The sequence below is a fragment of the Acinetobacter suaedae genome (assembly GCF_008630915.1).
Lineage (GTDB): Bacteria > Pseudomonadota > Gammaproteobacteria > Pseudomonadales > Moraxellaceae > Acinetobacter > Acinetobacter suaedae.
On sequence record NZ_CP043909.1, the window covers coordinates 1,765,761 to 1,788,027 of the forward strand.

At 39.9% G+C, this 22,267-nt stretch carries 18 protein-coding genes; all 18 read right to left on the reverse strand.

Annotated features, from left to right (window positions below):
• Nucleotides 1-55: 55 nt before the first annotated feature.
• The 18 genes from F2A31_RS08285 to F2A31_RS08370 all read right to left on the reverse strand — a co-directional run bounded on the left by F2A31_RS08285 (nt 56) and on the right by F2A31_RS08370 (nt 22,212).
• Nucleotides 56-1,642 carry a histidine-type phosphatase gene (locus F2A31_RS08285; RefSeq protein ID WP_150025990.1) on the reverse strand — a complete coding sequence of 529 codons (1,587 nt, stop codon included), beginning with the start codon at nt 1,640-1,642 and terminating at the stop codon, nt 56-58.
• A gap of 107 nt (nt 1,643-1,749) precedes the next feature.
• Nucleotides 1,750-2,358, reverse strand: coding sequence for a histidine phosphatase family protein (locus F2A31_RS08290; protein ID WP_150025991.1), 609 nt, complete (start codon nt 2,356-2,358; stop codon nt 1,750-1,752).
• A complete protein-coding gene (gene cobT / locus F2A31_RS08295) occupies nt 2,348-3,415 on the reverse strand; it encodes a nicotinate-nucleotide--dimethylbenzimidazole phosphoribosyltransferase (protein WP_150025992.1) in 1,068 nt (355 codons plus the stop codon). Before cobT ends, F2A31_RS08290 begins: the two co-directional genes overlap by 11 nt.
• A 1-nt stretch (nt 3,416) precedes the next feature.
• Nucleotides 3,417-3,935 (reverse strand): bifunctional adenosylcobinamide kinase/adenosylcobinamide-phosphate guanylyltransferase, encoded by a 519-nt coding sequence (cobU, locus tag F2A31_RS08300; protein ID WP_150025993.1) that lies wholly within the window; start codon nt 3,933-3,935, stop codon nt 3,417-3,419.
• A gap of 2 nt (nt 3,936-3,937) precedes the next feature.
• A complete protein-coding gene (locus F2A31_RS08305; RefSeq protein WP_150025994.1) occupies nt 3,938-4,534 on the reverse strand; it encodes a 2'-5' RNA ligase family protein in 597 nt (198 codons plus the stop codon).
• A gap of 80 nt (nt 4,535-4,614) precedes the next feature.
• Nucleotides 4,615-6,747, reverse strand: coding sequence for a bifunctional mannitol-1-phosphate dehydrogenase/phosphatase (gene mtlD / locus F2A31_RS08310; protein WP_005080837.1), 2,133 nt, complete (start codon nt 6,745-6,747; stop codon nt 4,615-4,617).
• A gap of 303 nt (nt 6,748-7,050) precedes the next feature.
• Nucleotides 7,051-7,695, reverse strand: coding sequence for a GNAT family N-acetyltransferase (locus tag F2A31_RS08315; protein WP_150025995.1), 645 nt, complete (start codon nt 7,693-7,695; stop codon nt 7,051-7,053).
• Between the two features lie 163 nt (nt 7,696-7,858).
• Nucleotides 7,859-8,194: a hypothetical protein gene (locus F2A31_RS08320; RefSeq protein ID WP_150025996.1), complete on the reverse strand. Its 336-nt coding sequence runs from the start codon at nt 8,192-8,194 to the stop codon at nt 7,859-7,861.
• A complete protein-coding gene (locus F2A31_RS08325) occupies nt 8,191-9,699 on the reverse strand; it encodes a PepSY-associated TM helix domain-containing protein (RefSeq protein ID WP_150025997.1) in 1,509 nt (502 codons plus the stop codon). The genes F2A31_RS08320 and F2A31_RS08325 overlap by 4 nt, the downstream gene beginning before the upstream one ends.
• Before the next feature lies 1 nt (nt 9,700).
• On the reverse strand, nt 9,701-9,994 hold the full coding sequence (locus F2A31_RS08330) for a hypothetical protein (protein WP_150025998.1): 294 nt from the start codon (nt 9,992-9,994) through the stop codon (nt 9,701-9,703).
• Nucleotides 9,995-10,077: 83 nt separating this feature from the next.
• Nucleotides 10,078-12,219 (reverse strand): TonB-dependent receptor, encoded by a 2,142-nt coding sequence (locus tag F2A31_RS08335; protein WP_228715661.1) that lies wholly within the window; start codon nt 12,217-12,219, stop codon nt 10,078-10,080.
• A gap of 143 nt (nt 12,220-12,362) precedes the next feature.
• Nucleotides 12,363-12,998 (reverse strand): RraA family protein, encoded by a 636-nt coding sequence (locus tag F2A31_RS08340; RefSeq protein ID WP_150026000.1) that lies wholly within the window; start codon nt 12,996-12,998, stop codon nt 12,363-12,365.
• Nucleotides 12,995-13,756, reverse strand: a complete 762-nt coding sequence (locus F2A31_RS08345) for a (2Fe-2S)-binding protein (protein WP_150026001.1) — start codon at nt 13,754-13,756, stop codon at nt 12,995-12,997. Before F2A31_RS08345 ends, F2A31_RS08340 begins: the two co-directional genes overlap by 4 nt.
• 6 nt (nt 13,757-13,762) lie before the next feature.
• Nucleotides 13,763-15,679 (reverse strand): IucA/IucC family protein, encoded by a 1,917-nt coding sequence (locus tag F2A31_RS08350; protein WP_150026002.1) that lies wholly within the window; start codon nt 15,677-15,679, stop codon nt 13,763-13,765.
• A gap of 8 nt (nt 15,680-15,687) precedes the next feature.
• On the reverse strand, nt 15,688-17,529 hold the full coding sequence (locus F2A31_RS08355) for an IucA/IucC family protein (RefSeq protein WP_150026003.1): 1,842 nt from the start codon (nt 17,527-17,529) through the stop codon (nt 15,688-15,690).
• 10 nt (nt 17,530-17,539) lie between these two features.
• On the reverse strand, nt 17,540-18,979 hold the full coding sequence (locus tag F2A31_RS08360) for an MFS transporter (RefSeq protein ID WP_150026004.1): 1,440 nt from the start codon (nt 18,977-18,979) through the stop codon (nt 17,540-17,542).
• 22 nt (nt 18,980-19,001) lie between these two features.
• Nucleotides 19,002-20,435: a lysine N(6)-hydroxylase/L-ornithine N(5)-oxygenase family protein gene (locus F2A31_RS08365; protein ID WP_150026005.1), complete on the reverse strand. Its 1,434-nt coding sequence runs from the start codon at nt 20,433-20,435 to the stop codon at nt 19,002-19,004.
• Nucleotides 20,428-22,212, reverse strand: a complete 1,785-nt coding sequence (locus F2A31_RS08370; protein ID WP_150026006.1) for an IucA/IucC family protein — start codon at nt 22,210-22,212, stop codon at nt 20,428-20,430. The genes F2A31_RS08365 and F2A31_RS08370 overlap by 8 nt, the downstream gene beginning before the upstream one ends.
• Nucleotides 22,213-22,267: the final 55 nt, after the last annotated feature.

Sequence of the window (22,267 nt, forward strand, 5' to 3'; positions counted from 1 at the left end):
GAAATAAAAATGGGAATAGCAAGCCTATTCCCATCCTAAAATCATAAAAGTTAATTTATTGAACTTCATAACATTGTTTAAGTTTTAAATAATCATAATAAAAACTATTTGTTCGATATCTCGCATAATTACAAGCTGATTTAAACAATGTCTCTTTTTCATTGTAGTACATCTTCACTAAAGTATGCCCTTGAGCATTTTGATAGATATCCCATTGTACATTGGCAGCCATTGGAGAAACTATCTCACCTCTCCATGGGCTATTGTTATAATTATAAGTTTGATGCAATGCTAAGGGTTGCATCATATTAAACAACTCCAAGCTCGTTGCTAAAGGAATAATGATTTCAGCATGCGCAAAACGTAAAACTGCACGATGTGATTGTTGTTTATCTACAACCACGTCGACCTGCTTAAACAGATCTTGTTTCAATCCCTGTGCAATTGCACTGGTGATTTGATTCGACTCGCTAAAACTTGGCCCTTTTTCATAGAAATCATTGGCATCATTAAATTCCGCATAAAATTTTGCTGCTTCTATCGGCATATACTTATCAAAATCAACACCTTTTAATTCTTCTTGCATCCCTCCCATAATGGAATAAAGCTCATATAAATATGCGGCAGCATCCACAGCACTAGCAATACTATTTTTGCCTTTTCCTTTTTCAGTGATGGTTTCTCCATTTGGTGCAATTACACTGTACGAACCACTATTACTAAATGTATAAGCGTCACTGCTCCCCAACTTTTGAATAAATTCAGTCTTAAAAATTGGTGTGAGTACTTGCATTGCAACAGTCTGAGCACGAGTATCACTCTCTAATTCTTTGAGTTTAAGCGCTAAACCTTGATCTTCTTCAGCAAATTCCTGATAAGCCAGGCTCGCATCATAAATGGCTTTTTCTTGCTCAGATAAAGATTCAGCCAAATCTTGATCTGCCGTTAACTTATGAAAATAAAGCTTAAAGCGATCAACACCACCATTTTCAACAGTTGGTATACTTTCACTAGTCAAACTGATATATGAAATCGGTGTAATTTTGTCTTTAAGCTGAGGTTGCTGTTGAATCAGTTCATCTGTAAAGAACTTCGCACTATCTACAGCGCGATCGACACCTGAACTTTGTACCAATATAGATGATGACTGAGTGTCTGCTGCTTTAAATAAATTCGGTAAACGTTGTAATAATCGATCCGCAATCCCCCTATGTTCTAAAATACCTGTCAGACTTTCATTACCATAGCCATATTGGCGAATACCATCTACGCCATACCCCAGTAGAATATTCGCCTTCATCATACTTTCTAAATCGGCACCGAGTTTTTCACCCAATGGTGTCAAAGCATTTTCTGCTTTAGCTTGTTTCCAAAGGTTATAAAGTGCTAAATCATATTTGATACTGGACAAACCTCGGGAACCATGACGTGCAACTAATTCAGTAAAAACTGGTTCAAATCCTTGTGGAATTGGCTCATATTTTTTTAGATCTTGTAAAGGCTGATAAGGTGTTTTAGTTTGATAATATTTTGATGGCGTATTATTTTCAGGCGTTGTTTGTGATTGTTGATGATTATCATTATTACATGCGGCCAACAATACACTTGCGCATAACACACTGCTTTTAAATAATATATTCATGAATTATTTGCTTATAGATAAAGAAGTGCCATGTATCATAGACAGGAGCAATGACAGTTCTATGAAATTACTTACTAAAAGAATTTAAATGTCATCTTATTTTAAAACTAAAAAATTAATGACCTTTCTTCAAAAAGAATTTCATTTTTGACTTGGAGTAAATCAAATCGAGAAAGCTGACCCAGTTCAGCTGGCATTTTTAATAACTCATCTAAGTTATGTTGTCTTGCTAAACAAGTTAGTAACTTTATTACCCCTCCGTGCGTAACAATCAAAGCAGTTTTCCAATTATTGTCCTGCATTTGCTGATGAATTTGTTTAAAACCAATCAAAAGTCGTTGTTGGAATCGCGCTAAAGGCTCACCATTTGGTGCTTGATATTGAGTCGGGAATTGCCAAAAATTTGCCAGTAACTCAGGAGTCGTTTCATAAATCCTTTGAGTTGAAACACCTTCCCAATCACCAAAATACATTTCTTTGATATTTTCATTGATCAATAGCGGGCGTTGTAATTGATTTGCCAAATTTTCAGCAAAAAGACGGCAACGTTGCAGAGGGGAACTAATGATGACATCCCAATACTGCTGAGCGTCAAGATAACCTTGAACGGTTGTTTGCATCTGTAACCAACCCTGCTCGGTCAATTCATCATCAAGGTGTCCACGTAAAGTATGACTTTGCGTTGTTTCACCATGACGCAATAGATCAATCTGCAACTTTATCACCTGTTACGGCTGCTTCTGCAAAGGTTGCCATCTGATTATGTAGTACACAAGCAAGTTGAATCATTGACAACGCTGCACCGGCACCACTGCCTTCACCTAATCGTAAATTCATATTTAAAATGGGTTGAGCATTGAGTTCTTTTAGGATTCGTTGATGCCCATACTCAGCAGATTGATGACCAAACAGCATCCAATCTCTCACACTAGGTTGAATACGCACTGCACATAAAGCCGCCACAGAACTAATAAAGCCATCAACAACAATCGGCATACCGATCTGAGCACAACGAAGATAGGCGCCAGTCATTGCGGCAATTTCTAGACCACCAACCGCTGCAAGTATTTTTAAAGCATTATTGCCAATATTTGGTGCATGAAGTTTTATAGCTTGATGAATGACTGCAATTTTGTGCTGAAGTTGTTGATTGTTAATTCCTGTACCGACACCGGTTAATTGCTCAGGACTTTCATTTATTAATAAACTTGCCATTGCAGATGCGGAACAGGTATTTCCAATACCCATCTCACCAGCAATAAAGATATCTGCTGCTTGAGATTGTGCCAAATCAACACTGTGTTTACCTAATTCCATTGCGGCAATGCATTCTTGCTCAGTCATTGCAGCGTGTTTAGTGAAGTTCGCCGTACCAGCTCGAATACAATGGCGCTCAACACCAACATAATCATAGACATCACCCACCGTACCGCAATCAATCACTTGCAAGTGTGCCTGATGATATTGGGCAATGACGCTAATCGCAGCGCCACCAGAAGCAAAGTTTTGAAGCATTTGCCGTGTCACAGCTTGAGGATAAGCAGAAATATTTTCTTCAACTACACCATGATCACCAGCAAAGATAGTAATCCATGGCTTCTGAATCCAAGGTTGAATAGTTCCTTGTAAACTCGCAAGTTGAATCGCAATTTGCTCCAACTGACCTAATGCACCTGTTGGCTTAGTCAATTGCGACTGACGATACTCAGCTTGTGATTTTACTGCTAAATCTGGATGTTTAATTGTTTCTAACCACCAAGCTTGTTCTGACATTTTATTGCTCATCTTTTAAAATCATAGGAAATCCCGCCACACAAAACATCACTTTGTTTGCTAATTGCCCCAAAGTTTGATGTAAGCGCCCTGCTTCATCGACAAATCGACGACTGATTTCCCCCATTGGAACTACACCAAGCCCTGTTTCATTGCTCACTAAAATAATTTGCGATTTAAGTTTGGGCAGCACACTTAATAGCTGATCTATTTGTTGTGAATATAAGTTCGAATCTTCAGCTAACAAGAGATTGGTTAACCACAAAGTGAGACAATCAACCAAAATAATGTGATTCTCCTGATCTATTTGTAAAAGCTGATCTGCCAGAAATATTGGCTCTTCACTTAATTTCCAATGCTGGGGTCTTTGCTGTTGATGATGCTGAATACGCTGTTGCATTTCCTCATCTAAAGGCTGTGCCGTTGCAACATAGACCACCAATAGACCACTTTCTGTCGCAATTTTCTCAGCTAAACGGCTTTTACCTGAACGCGCACCACCTAGAATTAATTGCAACATATTCAACCCAATTTGACTTGATGATAAGGATACAGTAATCCTTGTAAAATCTGAGCGTTATAATAACCGAAAGTCAACTGATTGACCTGAACTTTAATTTTTTGGATTGTTAAGGCTTGAATACGCTCTAGAACTAATTCGCTTGACCAAGCCTCGCGATAAAGCCCCAAGGTGATATGTGGGCAATAGATCGGTGCAGCAATTTCGTCCTTAACTTGATACAAACTCTTTCGTATCTTATCTAATGTATTTTGAGAGTCTCTAATTTGTACAAATAAAGCGCTACTAAAACTATCAATATGTGACAGTTCCAGCTCAAAACCATCTAATTCTAATGCTTCTAATATTTTGATTTGTTGATTGAGCTGAATAATTTCAAAATCATCATTGTACTGTGCTGGTTCCTCTGTCAAGAAACCAGCAACAAACAAAGTGATATGATATTGACGTAGATTAGGCGTTATCAATAAATCCGCAAAATGTTGTTGTAATTGGTCTAAATGTTGGATCAACTCAGGGGGATTAATCTGGATATACCACACGCCATAATTACAGCGTCCACGATGCCATTCATGATAATCGTGGTTTGCTGTAGCCATCAGTTTTGTTGATGCTTGTAATAACACAACATTTGAACATAGTTAAAGTTGTGTTATTCAAGCATAGATTGCTCTAAACTTTAAACAGTTTCTGTTTGAATCTCAGAAAAATGCTTAAGATTTAGTACATCCTGATCCTTCTTTAAATATGCGGTAATTCCATCGTAAATATCAGCCAATAAATCTTTATATTGACTTTCTGATATATCCAACTGTTTAACGTGCTTTTGTAGATGCTGCACAATTTTCATTTCATCTAAATCTAAAAATTTTATCGCATAGATATAACCAAACACAGCACCTTCAACAAGCTTCTGATATGGAATCTGTTGCTGTATATGCGTTTCAATACTTCCAAAGACACGCTCATTAAAGCTTAATTTCCGTAATGGATCTCTTGCTACACGCTCACATGGATCTTTGTAGGCATAACGACATGAGTTGAGAAAACTATTTGCCATACGATCTAATTGTTTCGCTTGATTTGGCACTAAGTTGGTTAAACCTAATTTCACCTCATCCACTAACCCTTCGACAAAAACCTGCATCTGTGGGTCAGCCATCGCGATCCCAATCGTTTCATGCCCATTTAAACTTGCATTCCAAGCGAGGATGGCATGACAACCATTCCATAAACGGTTCTTAATGATCTGGATATCAGAAATTTGATCCACTAAAACCATTTGACGCATTTTGACAAGTAATGGGCTTCGATTTTCGACATAGATCGGCATATCAGCTTCTCCATGAAATAAAATCAAATCCATATTTTGCAAGAACTGACCTGCTTGAAATTGCTCCCGCATGTCTTCTAAACATTGTGTTAATTGCTGCTCTTGTTTCTCACTCAGCGCCGTTTCGTCCGAAAGCTCAATCGTCTCATCATTCAAATCAGATTGATATTGTTGGTATAAACGATGCTTGATCTTTAATTGACGATATAAATCCTGATCGGTCAACTTTGAAACCATCCTGTTTACAACGGTATCACAGAAATAATGCTCGCTCAGAATATGCTCGGCAATGTCCTCATCGGTGATTTCCAATAACGCATCACGAATATATTTAAGCACCAGATATTTTGCACAGACTTTATTTAAAATAATGAGGAATGTAATTGGTTCATTATTCTGGACATCTTGTGACATAAAACGCGCTAACAAACCTTTAGCAATAATCTTCGATTCAGACTCAATTGCTTGTTCAGGTAAACACAATGCGATTAGACTTGACTGCATATACATTTCTAACATCTGCTGCTCATTATCAGCATCAATCACTGTTAGATTTTCAATTCGTTCATCATAAGAACACTGTGGATAGCGGATACTATAACTACCAAAACTATTTACCGCTTCGCGATATAGACGATTTCGAGTCGATGCTAAAATACGTCTTGGACGGGTAAAACCATCCCAATGCGATAATATTTGGGCAATGTAACCACCGCCAATTGCACCAAAACCATGAATCCCGACTGTAAGCTGATTTAAACTTTGTGGAAATGCTTCTTGCAACTGCGGCATAAGCATTTCAGGAATATGTTGATCCAATGCAATCAAATATTCATACATATCAGGATAATAAAAATTTGCTTTTGCCAGCATGGCATCATTGGGTTCTTTAATATCTTTGAATAAAACAGTAATGCCTCCTGCATCAAATGCAGAACGAATACCATTTTCAGAGTCTTCAAACATTAAACATTGTTCAGGCTTTAAATTAATTTTTTCTGCTGCCTGTAAAAAAATCTCAGGATGAGGCTTTCCTTTTTCTACCTCATCGCCACATACAAGCAAATCAAAGAACTTGTATACATTTGCATTAATCAAATACTCTTCAGCGATCGCTCTGCGACTTGATGTCGCCACAGCCATTCTAAGTCCAGACTTTCTCAGTCGTTCTAGCACTTGTACCAATCCCTTTTTAATCGGTACCCCCTGATTTCGTACAAACTCAAGCTCTAATTCGTCTGCACGTTTACGAATTGTCTGATAAGGAACTTCTGTTCCATAAATTTTTTGTGCGAGTTGTTCTGCTGTTTTTGCACTTAATCCTAGACATTGCATCAAATAATCATCAGAGAATTCCTGTCCAATGAGTTCTTGAGAGGCTTGTTTTAATGTTTGAAAGCGTAATCGCTCAGTATCAAACATTGTGCCATCCATATCAAAGATCGCCCCATGGACAGGATAATCATGAAAAATCAGCATTATTACTCCTTGATTGTTATCACGATCTTTAGCATACCGAATAAAATTTGCGATAATTCAAGTTGTAAATAAATGAAATGAAAATGATTAAATTTTAATCAAAAATCTAAAGGATTCTCTCAATACTATCAGTATTGATCAAAAAACTTGCATTGTGATAGATATTGTGATTGACAATTATAAGTTTTTATCAGAACAATCTTTTTACTTTAAATCTAGTTGTAGAGTTGAAACTTTGACTAACTTGATAATGCATATTTTAAGTTGACCATAACAAGGCCTCTTAAAATATGCATTGTATTTTTATAGTGAAGAAACGCTCAATATTTTAGCTGACCGATCAGCACGTTGTTGTTGTGAAGCTTCATAGAAAGTGCCAAATTTATGGTAGAAAGTGTTTCTGAAACAGTAATATAGCATTGCTGTTTTTTCTGGCATCGGAATTAAACGTTGGCTTTCATAACAAAGTTCTTCAACCACAGCAGCATAAGGCTTAACCGTATGATCAGGTTCACCAACAATTTTTTCTGCTACCGAATTTTCAAAAATATAAAAACTTAATAAACGTACTGTTGGACGTAAGAACCCCTTTCCAAAAACAGCTTTATCACCAAACAATAAATGCCAACCCAAATCATGATCATCACCCTCATAGTAACGACCTAAACGATCACGCTTGCCTTCATAAATTTCAGTATAACCAACATCCTTTCCATCAATGCCCACAATCAACAAGCGTTGATGATCATCAGCCAACATTTTATCAAAATAAACCTGTAACTCTAATTCTGATTTGTTTAATTGCCACTGTGGAATAACGTGTGGCTCATTCATCCATCGATGTAATAAAGGAATATCTTCAGGATACTGCACTTGACGTAAGTAATATTGTGTCCCGTCTTCATAATATTCGAAATAATCTGGTAATTGCTGTGAGATTGTCATCAACTTTATCCTAGCTGCTATCTTGATTTTAAATAATAATGATAATCATTTTTATTAAGACAGCAACCCCATCTGATAACATTCTTCGTAGCTTAATGTAAATGGATTCCCATCATGTTGAATGTGCTTATTTAATAATTGAGAGATTAAATTAATTGAATTAAATTTAAAGCTCTAACACACTGATAATAAAAGCAAGAATAGCAAAGGTCTTCCACAAAAATAAAAAGTAACCCCTTAAACGATAGAAAAAGAGAACTTGAATGAAAAATGCTGTTGGGATAATCACAAATAACCAAGTTAATAGCCCGACAGACAAGCCTTCAAAACGATAATTCATCCATAACGAAATAATAAACATAACAACGCAGACAATGATTAAATATTTTTTATTTCGCTCAGATTGCAACCATGTATACTGCAAATGTTTTTGTCCAAATTTACTCAGCATACAGCTTTGCATGAAAGCAGTAATTGCCCAGAACAATGACGCAAAACTCATGCTCTATTTCCCATCTTGTCGATATAAAGATACAGCAACAGTATTGAAGTCACTCCTAGAAATAAACAGGCTAAATCTACAGCTGCAACAGACCAACGTAACTCTGGTAGACTCATCCATAGGGATGCTACTGGTATCGTGATAAAACTAGCTACAGGAATTAAAATCAATACTAATGAAATGATGCTCATAAAAACAATAATTGCTTGGCGTATTGGCAACATCAAACTAAATACGATGCTACTTAGCCATGCACAATAAAAAATGCTGGTTTGGTGTGGGATCAGCATGTTTTCTGAGATTGGTAAAATTCTATTCACCAATAAATAAATAGCTGATGCAAAAGGTAATCCTAGAAAAGTAAAAAAATTAAGATGTTTAATGAGTTTATAACTTATATTATTTTGATTAGTCATCCGTTTCTTTTGCCATAACAATCCCCCCGCTGCCAACATGACACAACCAATTATTCCTAAGCACGCCAAAATAATACGCATCCACATTGATGCAAAATAACCAAGATGAATCCCATAAGTCGAAGATGCAAATTGTGCAACAGCGCTTAAATTGCGAGTTTGTTGAAGTTGTTTTGCCGTATTTGCATCAAAAACATACTGTGGTGTGTTAAGGGTAATAATATTCTTGTAACTATAATCAAAACTAATTAAAGCCTCTGATTGATTAGGGTTTTGAACATCAAATTTGTCTAAACGCGCCCCCGTTGCAGCATATTCTGGCAATTGAATGATAAATTTATGAAATGGTTGCATAGTTTCTTTGACTGGCTGTGGTTTTGCCATTTCAACAAACTGCATTTCATTATAAAACTTTAAAATACCCGTTTTGCCATATTGTTCAGACAATCCCCAAGGGAAAACGAGATAAAAAAGAATAATCAACCCAGTAAATGCCATAACTAGATAAAATGGAAAAGTGACAATACCTGTAATGTGATGTAAATCGAGTAATGTACGCTGACCTTTAAATGATCGAAAAACAAAAAATTCTTTGATGATCTTTTTATGAGTAATAATTCCCGTAATTAAACTAATCAGTAAAATAAGGGCAGCTATAGCTACGATCAAACTACCAATCGTACTTGGTAAAGGATACAAGGTGTAATGTAACTTGAAAAAGAAATCGCCTCCTTGTGTCTCTCGTACGGGACCAAGTAACACTCCTGTTTCGGGATTTTGTAGTTGTTGATGTCTCCCATTTTGGTCTTGCCATTGTAATATATTGACTGGCACACGTTCATTGGCAATATTTACACGCCAACGTTTTGCATCTGCAGCATGTTCATTTAAATAATCAAACGCAATTTTTGCAGAATGTTGTGGCATTGGTGCCATTTTAACTTGGGTAACAACCTCTGGCTGAGACCAAAGATTTATTTCTGTACGGAAATAGGCAATTGATCCCGTTAGAAAAATAAAAAAAATGAGCCACAGAAAAATAATCCCGAACCAGCTGTGCAAGGTTGCTTGTACTTGTCTAAAATTCATTTCAAGCAATCCCCCAACTCATCAACAACCAATAACTCCCAAGTAAAAAAATACCGAAGCTATTTAGAAGCCAAAACCAAAGTCTAGAAATAATAGCTGTAGCTAAAATAATGTAGAGGATAAAAAAAATGAGGGCGATAAAAACGGCAAAATATACATTTTCAGCTTGATTAAATGGCAACCATTTTGCTAGTACCAAACTCAACCAAGAACTGTAGCAATAAGATGCCAAGCAAACGAAGAAAACTCTACGGTAAGTAAGCTTAAATGATTGTTGTTTTTCAAGTCGACTCATTTGATCTCACCCTAAAACTTCAATATGACTGTCAAATAAAGAAATATCTGTCATATCAAAACAGATATTTCTTCAAGCATGAATTAATAGTTAAAGGTATAACTTAGACCGTAGGTACGACCTTCCGCTGGTAGGCTTTCTACAAGACCATATAGTTTCTCAGCTTGTTGGCTATAAACAGTACGGTATTCTCGATTCCATACATTATAAACACCGAAATCTAAACGGCCTTTCCATATTGGAAAATGAGTTAACACATCCATTGTGGCATAGCCCTTAATTTCATTAGAACTTGGAGAACCATCTTTGAAAGCTTTATCAGTGCCTTTAATTGCCAGCATCTGCACACGAGTCCCAAATCCTTCATCATTATTCCATTCAGCAAATACAGTCCCTTTCATTGGGGAAACTTGAGAGGCATTTAACTCTTTCCACTTATTATCGGCTTTATCTTTAAATTGCCCTCGGGTATACCCTAAAGTTCCACCAACTTTAAAGTCCTCTAAGAAAGGATAACTTGCAGTAAGCTCAGCGCCATAAATACGCTGATCAGTATCAACGATACTTGCCACTCTATTTTCAAACTTTGTAACTTTATCAGAGGTATTATAAAAACCTGTGATGCCAAGATTTAAACCCTGTTCATCATTTAAACGCCAACCTAGCTCATAACTATTTACACGGATTGGCTGTAAATCTGCAGTTGTAGTCAAATTAAATGAATCACGCATCATGCGCTGTACATCAGGAAAGCTAAAACCTTGTGAAAAGTTAGCAAAAACTTGTTGCTCATCTGTCAATTTATATACAGAACCTAAGTTAAATAGTACCGTATCATCACTCACAGAACCACTTGGCTGCTCTGCTCCCCGTGCTATATAAGGCTTTGTTTTTGCTTTAATATATTGATAGCGTGTGCCAGCTTGTACATTCAATCGATCAGTCAGATCATAATCTGCTTGCAAAAACGCACCTATATTCTGAATTGTTGTATCTGGACCAGCATCAGACTTTATTCCAGTAGGCTTAAAATGAAGTCCTGTATTTGATACTGCTAAATGGTCGTAGTATTGGTTATCTTTTTCATGATCATAATCTAAACCATATGTTAGTTTTAGCTCACGATCTGCAAGATTCAGATTACTTTGCATCGTTGAACGAAAACCTGCAACATCAATATTTGACTGACTTTGCTTTGCTTCTGTCATTGCTTCACCCATATAGACAGGGTAAAAGCGGGCGTCTTCTTTACGATAATATGCTTCTAAATTTAAAACTTGCCCTAACACATCTTTATTTTGATACTGCGTGTTAAATGCATATCTTTCTGTAAATGGTTGTGTCTCTAACTGTAAACCTTTTTTACCAATATATGAATTAGGTGCACCTCCATAAACATAATCTTTTCCGTAATCAGGGCCATATTTACTATCTTGTTTATCTTTATAATACTGTGCCCCAAAACTTAAAGATTGGGTATCCGTTAGATCAAGACTAATTCGACCATTTACATCAACAGTGTCCGTATCTTGTCGACTAGTTTGCATTGGTGCTATTGCAATTCGATCACCATGGCTGTCGAATTGTGATCCTCTACTGGTGAAATTAGCCCCTAGAAAACCATTCACATTATCTTTGTGAAAAGAAACCGATTGGCCTACTTCATAAGCTAAGCCATCACCACGAAAAGTATCTGATGAGGTTAATCCTAATTTTGTTTCAAAACTCAATGGATTCGATTCATCAGCACGCTTAGTCACGATATTTATGATCCCACCAGTCGCTCCTGAACCATAAATACTGGTTGAACCTGGAAGCACTTCAATTCTTTCAATCATTCCAGGGCTAATACTATTTAATTGACGAGCCACATCACGTGAACCCGTTTGTGATACACCATCAATAAGAATCATCACATCACGACCACGCATGGTTTGACCATGATTTGTCGTTGTACCACTACTTGGTGCTAGCGATGGTACTAATTGTGCAAGAATGTCTGCTACTTTTCGCCCAGCCGCAGCCTGTTGAACGATTTGTTGATGGTCTATCGATTGTACTGTGCCAGCGATTTCAGCAATATTTTTTGGAGTACGAGTTGCAGTAATTACGAGTTTTTCTAACTGACCTACTGTTTTGGGTTCAACTTCTGGCGTAGTCGCAACTGTATTTGCATAAGTTTGTTGGGTAAACATAGCCAAAACAGCGAGACAACATGGTGTCATTTTAAATAACAATGGTTTGGTATTTATTTGATTCTGTAACTTAATCTCAATTTCGTTGTTCACATTCATTTTTACTTCTCCAGAGAATTCGTTTAAGCCACTAGAAATATCCGTAAGGCGAGCCATTATACTTAATACAAACACTAATGAGAATGATTAACATTAAAATAATAATCATTAATGTTCTCTCGAGAAAAGAACTGCTCCTTCTTATGTTTTTCCTCTTCTTCAAGTTTCTGAAATAATTCTAAATATTTCTGAGCAACATCCATTTTTAAGACAAAAACACCATCAGCATCAGCAATTAACAAATCTCCAGATTGAATGCATAATTGATTTATATAGAGATCAATATTCATTTCAACCAAACTTTCACCTTGATTTCGGGTAGTTAAACAACTGACTGAATGAGCAAAAACTGGTAATTTAAGATTCAATAATGCTTGACGATCAGTTACTGCACCTAAAACAACAACTCCTGCCAAACCACAATGCATTGCAGCTACACTTCGTTGTTCTCCCCAACATGCTCTTTGAAGATCATATCGAGCATCTATGATGAGTACTTCATTGCGATTACAACTCATCAGAACTTGTCTTAGATGATTCGCATTAGTTGATTCAAGTCGAGCTGTTCGAATAATGCCAACTGCTTTTTGCATTGGGGACATCGGAAAAACTTGCGGAATATGACCAATATCAAGTACATGACCGATCGTTGAAGTCGCAATATTCTTATAAGCATCAACCAATGATTCTAAATTTTTAACTTGATTCATGATTTCATCTCTGTTGTTTTTTTCAGCTGCAAGGGGCAATTTCGGCATAGCTCCCCACCTACTTCCTCTAGTTGAAAATAGAAGCAGCACTTTTGTCGCATATAGGTGTTGAATTCGGGATGCCAGTTATCCCATAACTTGAGAAAGGGATTTTCTGGCAGGTTAAAACTTTGTGCCGATTTTGCTTTTAACAGCTGTTGTTGCTGTTGCAGCCGGATAAGCATGTCATTGCTTAAATCTTGCTGCACCAAAGAACGATAAAATTGCACCACACGCACAGCAACATTTTCCCAGAGCAAGGCATACGATACACGCCCAACTCTGGCAATCTGTTGCAATAAGTCATTGAACTCTAGCAACATGGCATCAAGCTCAGGCAGAGATATGATCTGGCAGGAGTCACTCGCTGAATCAGCAAGTTGTAGCCGCCTTTCCCAAGACCATGTTTCAGGTAACTCCACCACAAATGCTGAATATTGCCATTTTACAAAGGCTAATGATGCAGCCTGACAATACAAAAAAGGCAAGACCCAGAGCGTGGCCCAGTATTTGATAAATAATGAAGTGGCACATCTCTGGTTTTTGGCATGAATACGTGTCGCAAAATCCTGCAGCACCTGCCGACAGATCGAGTCATCGAACAGGTCAGCAAGTGTGATCGCCTGCTGGGTGGAACAATGTATTTCCAGTTTCAGATGCTGTTGCAATACTGAAAAAGAGATTTCCAACTCTGCCTGAAAATACTGACACGTATTCATTGCAATTTACGCAGATTGAGCTAAAACATGCCAAAGCGGGTTTCGGGTCTCCCCGATTCCTGACGGCATACTGCCAATGCGAGTCTCCTGCTCAAGCAAAGGCCGGATCAACTGTTTATAAGGCCATTGTGGTGATTCAAATAATAAGGCCTGTAACTGACTTAGAATTTCAGGTTCAATATCCAGACTGTTTAGCACCTGCTGTAATTGTTCAGCCAAGACATACCAGAGTTGATCTGCTGCAATCTGATAATATGTTGCCAGTGCCTCGACAATACAGCCTAAATTGATCTGAACCCCCAGCGTCTGGATATAAAACAACAAGGCTTCAACCGAGTCGTGATAAAGCGTATTCCTGAAATCATGTGGGCTTAGGTAGTTCGGATCATCCAGACCATTGTGCAGCAGCCACGGCAGATAAATACGCAGTGAATCGTGGTCCCTGAACATCAGGCCTTCAAATTGACCATGTTTAAGCACCAGACACAGGTTCTGACCATGAATTTCGCCCATCAAGCCGAGACGGAACAGACGTAAATTCACCTCAAAGAAGCAGGCACATAATTGGGCAAATTGCTCAAGCACATGTTCTGGATGATTTTCCAGCTGCTGCAGCTGTAAAATATAGTCAAACACGGCAGGTTGCCCTGGAATAATGTGTCCTAGACTGGCCATCGGAATCAGTTGATAAGGCTGTTGCAACAGTTCAGTTGGAATATGACGGCGTTGAGCAGCCAAATGCGTCGGCTTCTCTACAAACAGCCATTCATTGTCCGCACTTCGATCATCTTGTTTTTCTGGCAAATAAGACCACCATTGAGTCTCCTCACACAGCCATAATTTTTGCTGCAAAACGGGATCTTTTTGCTGTGCCTGCTGCAATAACTTCTGGTTTTTTTCGCCATTAATCATTTTTACAATCGGCAGAAAGCGCAGAGATCCCAATGCCTTGATGCCAATCGGCAGTTTCAGGCTTTCCTGTGGAATATCCTCAGACAAAAGACTGCGCATCGAAGCGCTGGCATACATGCCTGTTGAGACAAAACTCAAAGGCTGACAGATGCCTGATGCAATATCCTCAGCAAAGAATTGCTGAAATAAATGCTGGAACTGCCACGGATGCACAGGCATGGCGACATGGGTTTCACTTAAACCACGCTGGAACATTTCCTGTTTCAGTCGATAACGTTCGGCACGGTTAATGAAAATCTGGCACGGCTGCTGGGTAAAAATATCCTCGACACCAGTACCAAACATCATTTTATCTTTATGCACCGCCACCCAGTGAATACTCAGTTCCTGCGCAAATTCAGGACAATATTGCAGATACTCCTGCTGGCTCAACCCTTCCTTTAACTTAGATAAAGGATGATAAGGCCGATCCCGATAGCCCGCATATTGCTCTAAAATACGAAATACCTTCGCCGGGCTTTGATGAATCAGATCATGGGCATCGACTTGATGCTGTTGCAGCAGACGATATTGCGTTAAACATTTCTGGATTTGTTCTGAAAAGATCTGAAGCTTGTCGGCCTGACAGTGTTGAAACAGTCCGATCTGTTGCAGACATTCAAATAGCTCAAATAATTCAATCGGGTGAACTTGCGTTTGCTGATTGCCTGCTTCAATTCGTAAAATTTTCGACTCGGCCGCAAAAGACCACGTTTGCGTAATGCCTTGCTGCACAGGGAAAATGACAACATATTGTGAATGTTGCCCAGACAACAGCACAACGTACTGCTGCTCAAGCATGTGACCAAATTGCTGTTTTACGTCCAAACCGAATACATCTTGTTTGGCCTGTGCGGTTGAATCATCCACAATATACTGCTCAGGAATCAGGGCCTCCACCAGTAAGGCATTTACAAAGTCTTGTAAAATGGTTCTGTCGGTCAATTGATAGACAGGTTGAAGTGCATTCATCAATAACCTCACTTGCCCTGCGCTTTAAACGGCGCCAATGGGTTAACAACAAACTTGATCTGAATGCGACCATCACCAAATAGACGGCGTTTGGTTAGCGATTCAATTCGTAACTTTTCGGCAAAGACATCAAAGATCTGATAGCGCTGATTGTGTTCAGGATGTTGTTGCTGATAATCCTGAATGACTTCGGCAGCCCATTGCCAGAAATCCTGTTCTATAACTGAATAAGTCTGATTAAGGAAAATCGCAATATCAGTCAAGGCTACAAAGAACAGGCAGGCACAACTAAAGTCACGAATCCCGTCCAGATCATCCGTCAAGATAAAGGACATGCTATTGGTTTTGGCATGTTCTGGCGGCAACTGATCCAGTTCAGGTGCCAGTTCCGGATGAGCCAGATGTGACGGGCTATAACGTACGCCATCATGGAAATCCTTGAGCAATACACGGGTTGGCCAACCTTGCTGATGCACCAGAATAATATTTTGCCCATGAGATTCCGTCGCAATCCCTTCTGCAAATAGCAAATGAATCAATGGCGTAATGACTACTTTCAACAATTGGCGTGTCCATTGCTCAACCCCGTAGTGTTGTAACCACGGTGCAATCAGGGCCTGACCATCTTTTTGAATATGGCTCACCCCATTCAGTGGAATCGCATCTTCCCCTTCACGTAAATATTGATGCACGCTTTCACGCCATAAACAACCAATGGTGCCATAGGCCTGTTGGGCATGCGAAGCCGGTAACCGGGTAAAATCTACACTCAAACCGTAAACCTCACGCAATACCGCAAAATCCAGTTGTTGCGCCGTTTCACTTTGATCAATCAGACGTTGCAGCCAGTCGGTAATGATCGGCCCGTTCATCACGGTATGTTTTGCCAATACACGTGAACTTGAGGTATTAGTCAAGCTCATGGAAAGCTTGATGTATGGTTTTTCCGGGTGCTGTAAATTGGTGACAGTTCGCAATGACTGCTGTGCCAGATAACGGTCATGGCTATGCCCTAAATAAATGATGTCCTGATCGGCAATTTCTTGTGCAAAAATCGAGATCAGGTGATTTTCCCATTGCCAAGGATGGACTGGAATCCAGACATATTCAGCGGCATTTTGAGTTTGCTCATTCAACTGTTGCTGAAACTGGATGAAGTCAGATTCATTTAATTGTTCTTTAAAAAACGCGTCTGTTTCAATATTGCTGGAATGGTTTTGTGCAACCAGCTTCCCGTGTACGGCTAACCAGACCAAAGCCATCGGCTGGGCAAACTCCACCCCATAACGGACATTGTCTTGCAGACTAAAACCGACACGTGATTTGTAACATGGATGATAGGGATGCCCATCCATCAGATAAGATTCCAGAATATCGTATGGATACTGAATTGCAGGCAAGCTGTAATTTTCAAAACAGACTTGTGATTGCAGGTCATGAATATAGGTACGCTTTAATTCAAAAATAAAATCTTCGACTTTGGCAGCATTGGCAATCGAGCGCAGGATCTCATCAATGACCTGATTTAGACGTGCTGGCTGTGTATTGCCTTGAGCATCCTGACGTCGTACCTCCTGATCACGCGCCAGTCGCACCAGCTTATAGCTGTATTGGCGTTGCCCTTTAGCAATATACTGAACCGCTTGCTGTTGGCGATCCTGTACCTGAATCACAAAATTTTCACCATCATGCTCAGCGCTAATAATTTCTTCAAAAATCAAAGCTTGTAACAGTTGCTTGATCACACGTTGTTCAACCTCTTTAACCTGCTCTGGTTGTGGCCGTTGCCAGGCTTGAAACGTATTTTGAATCACATGTGTATTTGATAAAACTGGATGTAATTGTCCCATATTTGTCTTCCTAATTATTGAATTCATTGATTTTGTGTTGATCTGGAAAGCGCCATGCATACGGCAAAGCGCACAGGATCAGGACCGTACAAAAAATAAAGATGTCCTGAATGCCCTTAAATGAATCCAGTGCGGTATGAGGACTGGTTTGCAAAAAATCTTGATGTAATTGCAGATACAAGGCAGCCAGTACCACAGCAACTGCGGCAAAGATCCGACGAAACAGGTTATTTAAGGCCGCCGCCTGCGTAACCAAATGCTGTTGTTGCTGACGTAAGCTGTTGAGTCCTGCCGTGGTCGATGGCATATAGGACAGTCCCATACCCAGACCATGCAACATCATGCAGAAGATAATGAACCAGACATTTTTGACAGGTGCCCATGCCAGCAAGGCAAAAGCCAATGCGGTAATGAGCAAGCCCAGGCTCATAATTTTTGCGGCGCCGTAACGATCGAGATATTTACCTGCGGGCTGGCTGCATAAACCAGTGACCAAGGCACTACTCATCAAGGCAAAACCTGTCCAGAGTGGGCTAAGTTGCAAATTCTGCTGAATCCACAACGGCACCAGCAACATGCCAATAAACAGGCCCACCGTTTGCGCCACACAGATCATCAAACTGAATCGAAAACCTTTTGCCGCAAACAATGCCGGCTCAATCAATGGACTGGTCTGATTTTTCTGCCTGCTGGCGAATAGCGAGAATGTTAAGACGCTCAATGCAAGTAATAGCCAATAGACTGGCTGCGCGATATCTTCAAGTCGATGAATCTGACTCAAAGTACTTAATAACAAAATAATGCTCAGACTCAGGCAACCAAAACCGATCCAGTCAAAAGACTGGTTGATATCGCCTTGTTCTTTAGGCAGGTACATATATCCCAACCATAATGCGATACAGGCAACTGGCAGATTAATAAAGAACAAAGCCTGCCAGTCGAACCAGACCAGAACCAGTGCACCTAACATCGGACCAATCGCCAAAGTCAGCATGATCATGGCGCCCCACAAACCTGTGGTACTGCCCCGTTGTTCGCTTGGCGTGACTGAAAAAATCAAACCGAGTGACAATGGAATCATCAGGCCACTACAAAAGCCTTGCAGCGCTCTTGCAATCAGGACCGACTCAAACTGGTTGAATAAGCCGCCTAGTGCTGATGCCAAGGCAAAACATAACAACGCCGTTAAATAAGTTTTCTTTTTGCCAAAACGCTGGCTGAAATACCCCGCCAGTGGCAAGCTGATACTCATGGCCAGTAAAAACGCGACCACCACCCAACTTGCCCAGACTTCACCAATCTGGAAATATTGCATCAGCTGGGGTATGGCAGGATTAAAACTACTGTTGTTTAAACTTACGGTACCGGTACCTAACATAACCGTGAGTAAAACATACCGCTGCAAGCCCACGTGTGCCGCTTGATTGATGGGTACAGAAGACCGTTCCATACATGCGATTCCTCTGTTGACCTTAGTCAATGTGCTCTGATAGTTTTACGCAAGAATAAAAGGCAGGAGCTTTATGCCGAAGTGGTTCAGATTTATGCGTGACACGCGCTAATCCTGAGTCAGCCAGTTGCACAGGATTTCGTGCAGGTTGTTCTGACTGCGCAGCAGGTGTTACACCAAATTGCTGATAAGACTGGGCCTGATCCAGCTTAAACAGCTCTTTTCCTAATAATTGATTGGCAATCGTAGCGGCCCGATGCGCCCCCAAACCCAGATCTGGTGTCCCGACACCATGATGGAAAACTTCCATATTTTGTAGGAAAATTCGTCCATCGCCCTGATAGTTCACCTCAAAATCGGCACTGACTTGCCAACGCTGGGTTTGATCCAAACGAATCAAGTTTTGCAGGTTTTCTAAGAAAGCAGGTTTAGGATAACGATAACCTGTGGCCGCGATGACACTATCTGCATCCAGTACATAATGCTCGCCCTGCTGTTGGTGCTCGAAACGCAAACGGATTTTCTGGTTTTCCAATACCTCAGCATGTTGTAACTGGTGATGTCCAGCCAAGGTCACATCAGTCTGCTGACCACCGATACTCCGATGATACAGTCGTTCGTAAATATCACGAATGGTTTTACTGCTGATGCCTTTATACAGATTGGCTTGTTGCGCAGGTAATGTAGCCTTTAATCCTGCAGGTAAATGATAGAAATACTGCATATAGTCAGGACTAAAATGCTCTAGTCCCAATGGTGTATTCTCCATCGGGAAAAAACCCGCAGAGCGTGTCAGCCAATGCAAATGGAATTCAGGCTTTGTTTTCCCTTGCAAATATTGACGATCAAACAGATCAATAAAAATTTCTGCCGCGGACTGGCCTGAACCAATCAACACTACATTGCCTTTTAACTGTGCGGGGCAATGTTTTAAATACTCAGCCGAATGTAAGCACTGCTTTGTTTTCGGATAGGCCTGCTGCAAACTTTCAGGTAGATGTGGCACTGTACCAATTCCTAGTACCAACTGACGTGTCTGGTAGCGTTGCTTTTCACTATTCGCTAGAACTTCGACCTCAAAACCGCCCTTGATCGGCTGCACATCCAGAACACGGCTGTTGAACCGGATATGCTCGAGCTGTTGTACCACCCACTGACAATAGTGGTTATATTCCTGACGTGGAATATATAAGTTTTCACGGAAGTAAAACTTATATAAACGCTGCTGATGTTTTAAATAGTTGAGAAAGCTATAAGAGCTGGTCGGCTCAACTAGACTGACCAGATCCGCCATAAACGGAACTTGCAGTAAAGCATTGGGTAGCTGCATACCCGCGTGCCAGTCAAAGCCATTTTTTTGCTCAAAGAACTGATATTGAAGATCGCTTTTATTTTGCAGCAAACTCGCTAGGCTTAAATTAAAAGGCCCTAAGCCAATGCCGATAAAATCAAGCATAGCTCACATCCTTCTGCTCAATAAACAGCGGATTTTGCAATTGCACATAGACAGATTGATGCTCAACAGGTGCGATCAATTCATCCAGTTCATGCAAGCGTGTCAGTAAATTACCTTTATACGGCAAAGTTTCGTTAAACAATAAACCCTGTAACAAGGTACTGTCAGGATACTGCTGCAATAAATCCTGCAAGAAGACTTTCAAATGCTCAAGCAGCACATCTTCGCTCATATGGCCCGTTGCACCAATCGCGTTAATAATGCCGAATAAGGTATTGCCAAAGAAATAATAGCTGAAACGCTCATCAACGAAATCTTTCGGCCCAACTGCAAATGCTTTTTCTTTCAGCTCAGGCAAGGCCTTTAAAATTTCAGTGGCAAATTCTTCAATATAATAAAAGCCCTGATTGTCACGTAACCACAAGGTCTTAGGAAAATGATTCTCCATTTCCAGCAGCACATTTTGCTGATGCGATTCGAATGCCATCCCGTAACGATGATAGAGATACATCAACGGTTGCAGACTTACCTCAAGAAAACGGTTAAACCAGTCTAGTGCAATCTCGGAAAGATCCATTTCAGGATGTAGTTTGGCAATTTTTGCGAAAAGCGCATTAAAACGATTTAAAGCCTTGCTCGGATGGTCCTGACACAATGAGGCAATACAGGTGACTTGCTGTTGTGGACTGAATGGTTGATCACGGAAAATACAGATACTTTCGTTAATTACTTCATCATCAATCTGTAAGGCTATCCATGCAGGATCATTAACTGCTTTCAGACTTGGGCAGTTTTTTAAAATACTTTGCCCAAACTCACTGTGCCATAAACGATGGGTCAGTTCACCACGATGACATTCTTTTGCCAGATTGACACGGATTGAATTGGTAATCATCACCGACAGTGACGGTTTCACCATCCACGGCGCATTAAAACTTGCCAGGGTACGAATTGAAGTGGTTGGTGCAAATTGCCAGCCACGTAAACCCAGATCAATCAGTTGTCCAGTTTGTTTCAATCGCTCAAACCACGGCTTGCTTTGCAGATAACGTGCCTGCCAAGGATGTAAAGGCAGCAACTTATACTCGGTATGAGTGTTGAGCAGCTTAAGATCCTGTTCAGATAAATACCATTGCAACGCGCTTTTAAGCTGGGCTGAAATAGCCTCATCAGTCGCACTGCCTTCAGCAATATAATCCTGATGTACAAACCAGTAATGTAGTTGAGTCTGACCTTTATGTTCAGGAGAAAACTTAAGCCAGTCCTCATGTACAAAACCTGTTCTACTCTTTGGAGCCGGATGCATGCTATGTCCAAGGACTAAAGCCTGCTCAGATTCAATGAAATTCTGACCTGCCTTGACCAGATCATCAAAGTCATGTTCACGCTGGATTAAAAACTGCTGTAAAGCATCGCGGCTCTGAATCCACTTTTCTACTAAAGATGCCGCATCTACTGCAAGTTCAGACTCAAAAACCAGTTCTTCCAGCAACAAGCCAACAATAGCAACAGGACTGAATGTTCTAATTTGACCTTGAACAATAATTTGAGGAAAATCTGCTAAACGATGTCGTCCAACTCGACTGACATACGCTAAAGGGAAATAGCATTGCGCTTGAATGGAATGGATCGGAATGGTTAACAGCGTCAAACCTTGGCTAAACGCTTGCTGTTGTGGACTCTGCAGGTTTCTACTAAGCAAATGACCTTTGCTTGTTTCTTGCGTATAGGCGTTGACGAAATGTTGTATCGCCAACCGATTGGCAAGTGATTGCATCCGATTGTTTCCTCTTATCCAGAGATCTGATTTATTTTTTGAAATGTTTTTGGCC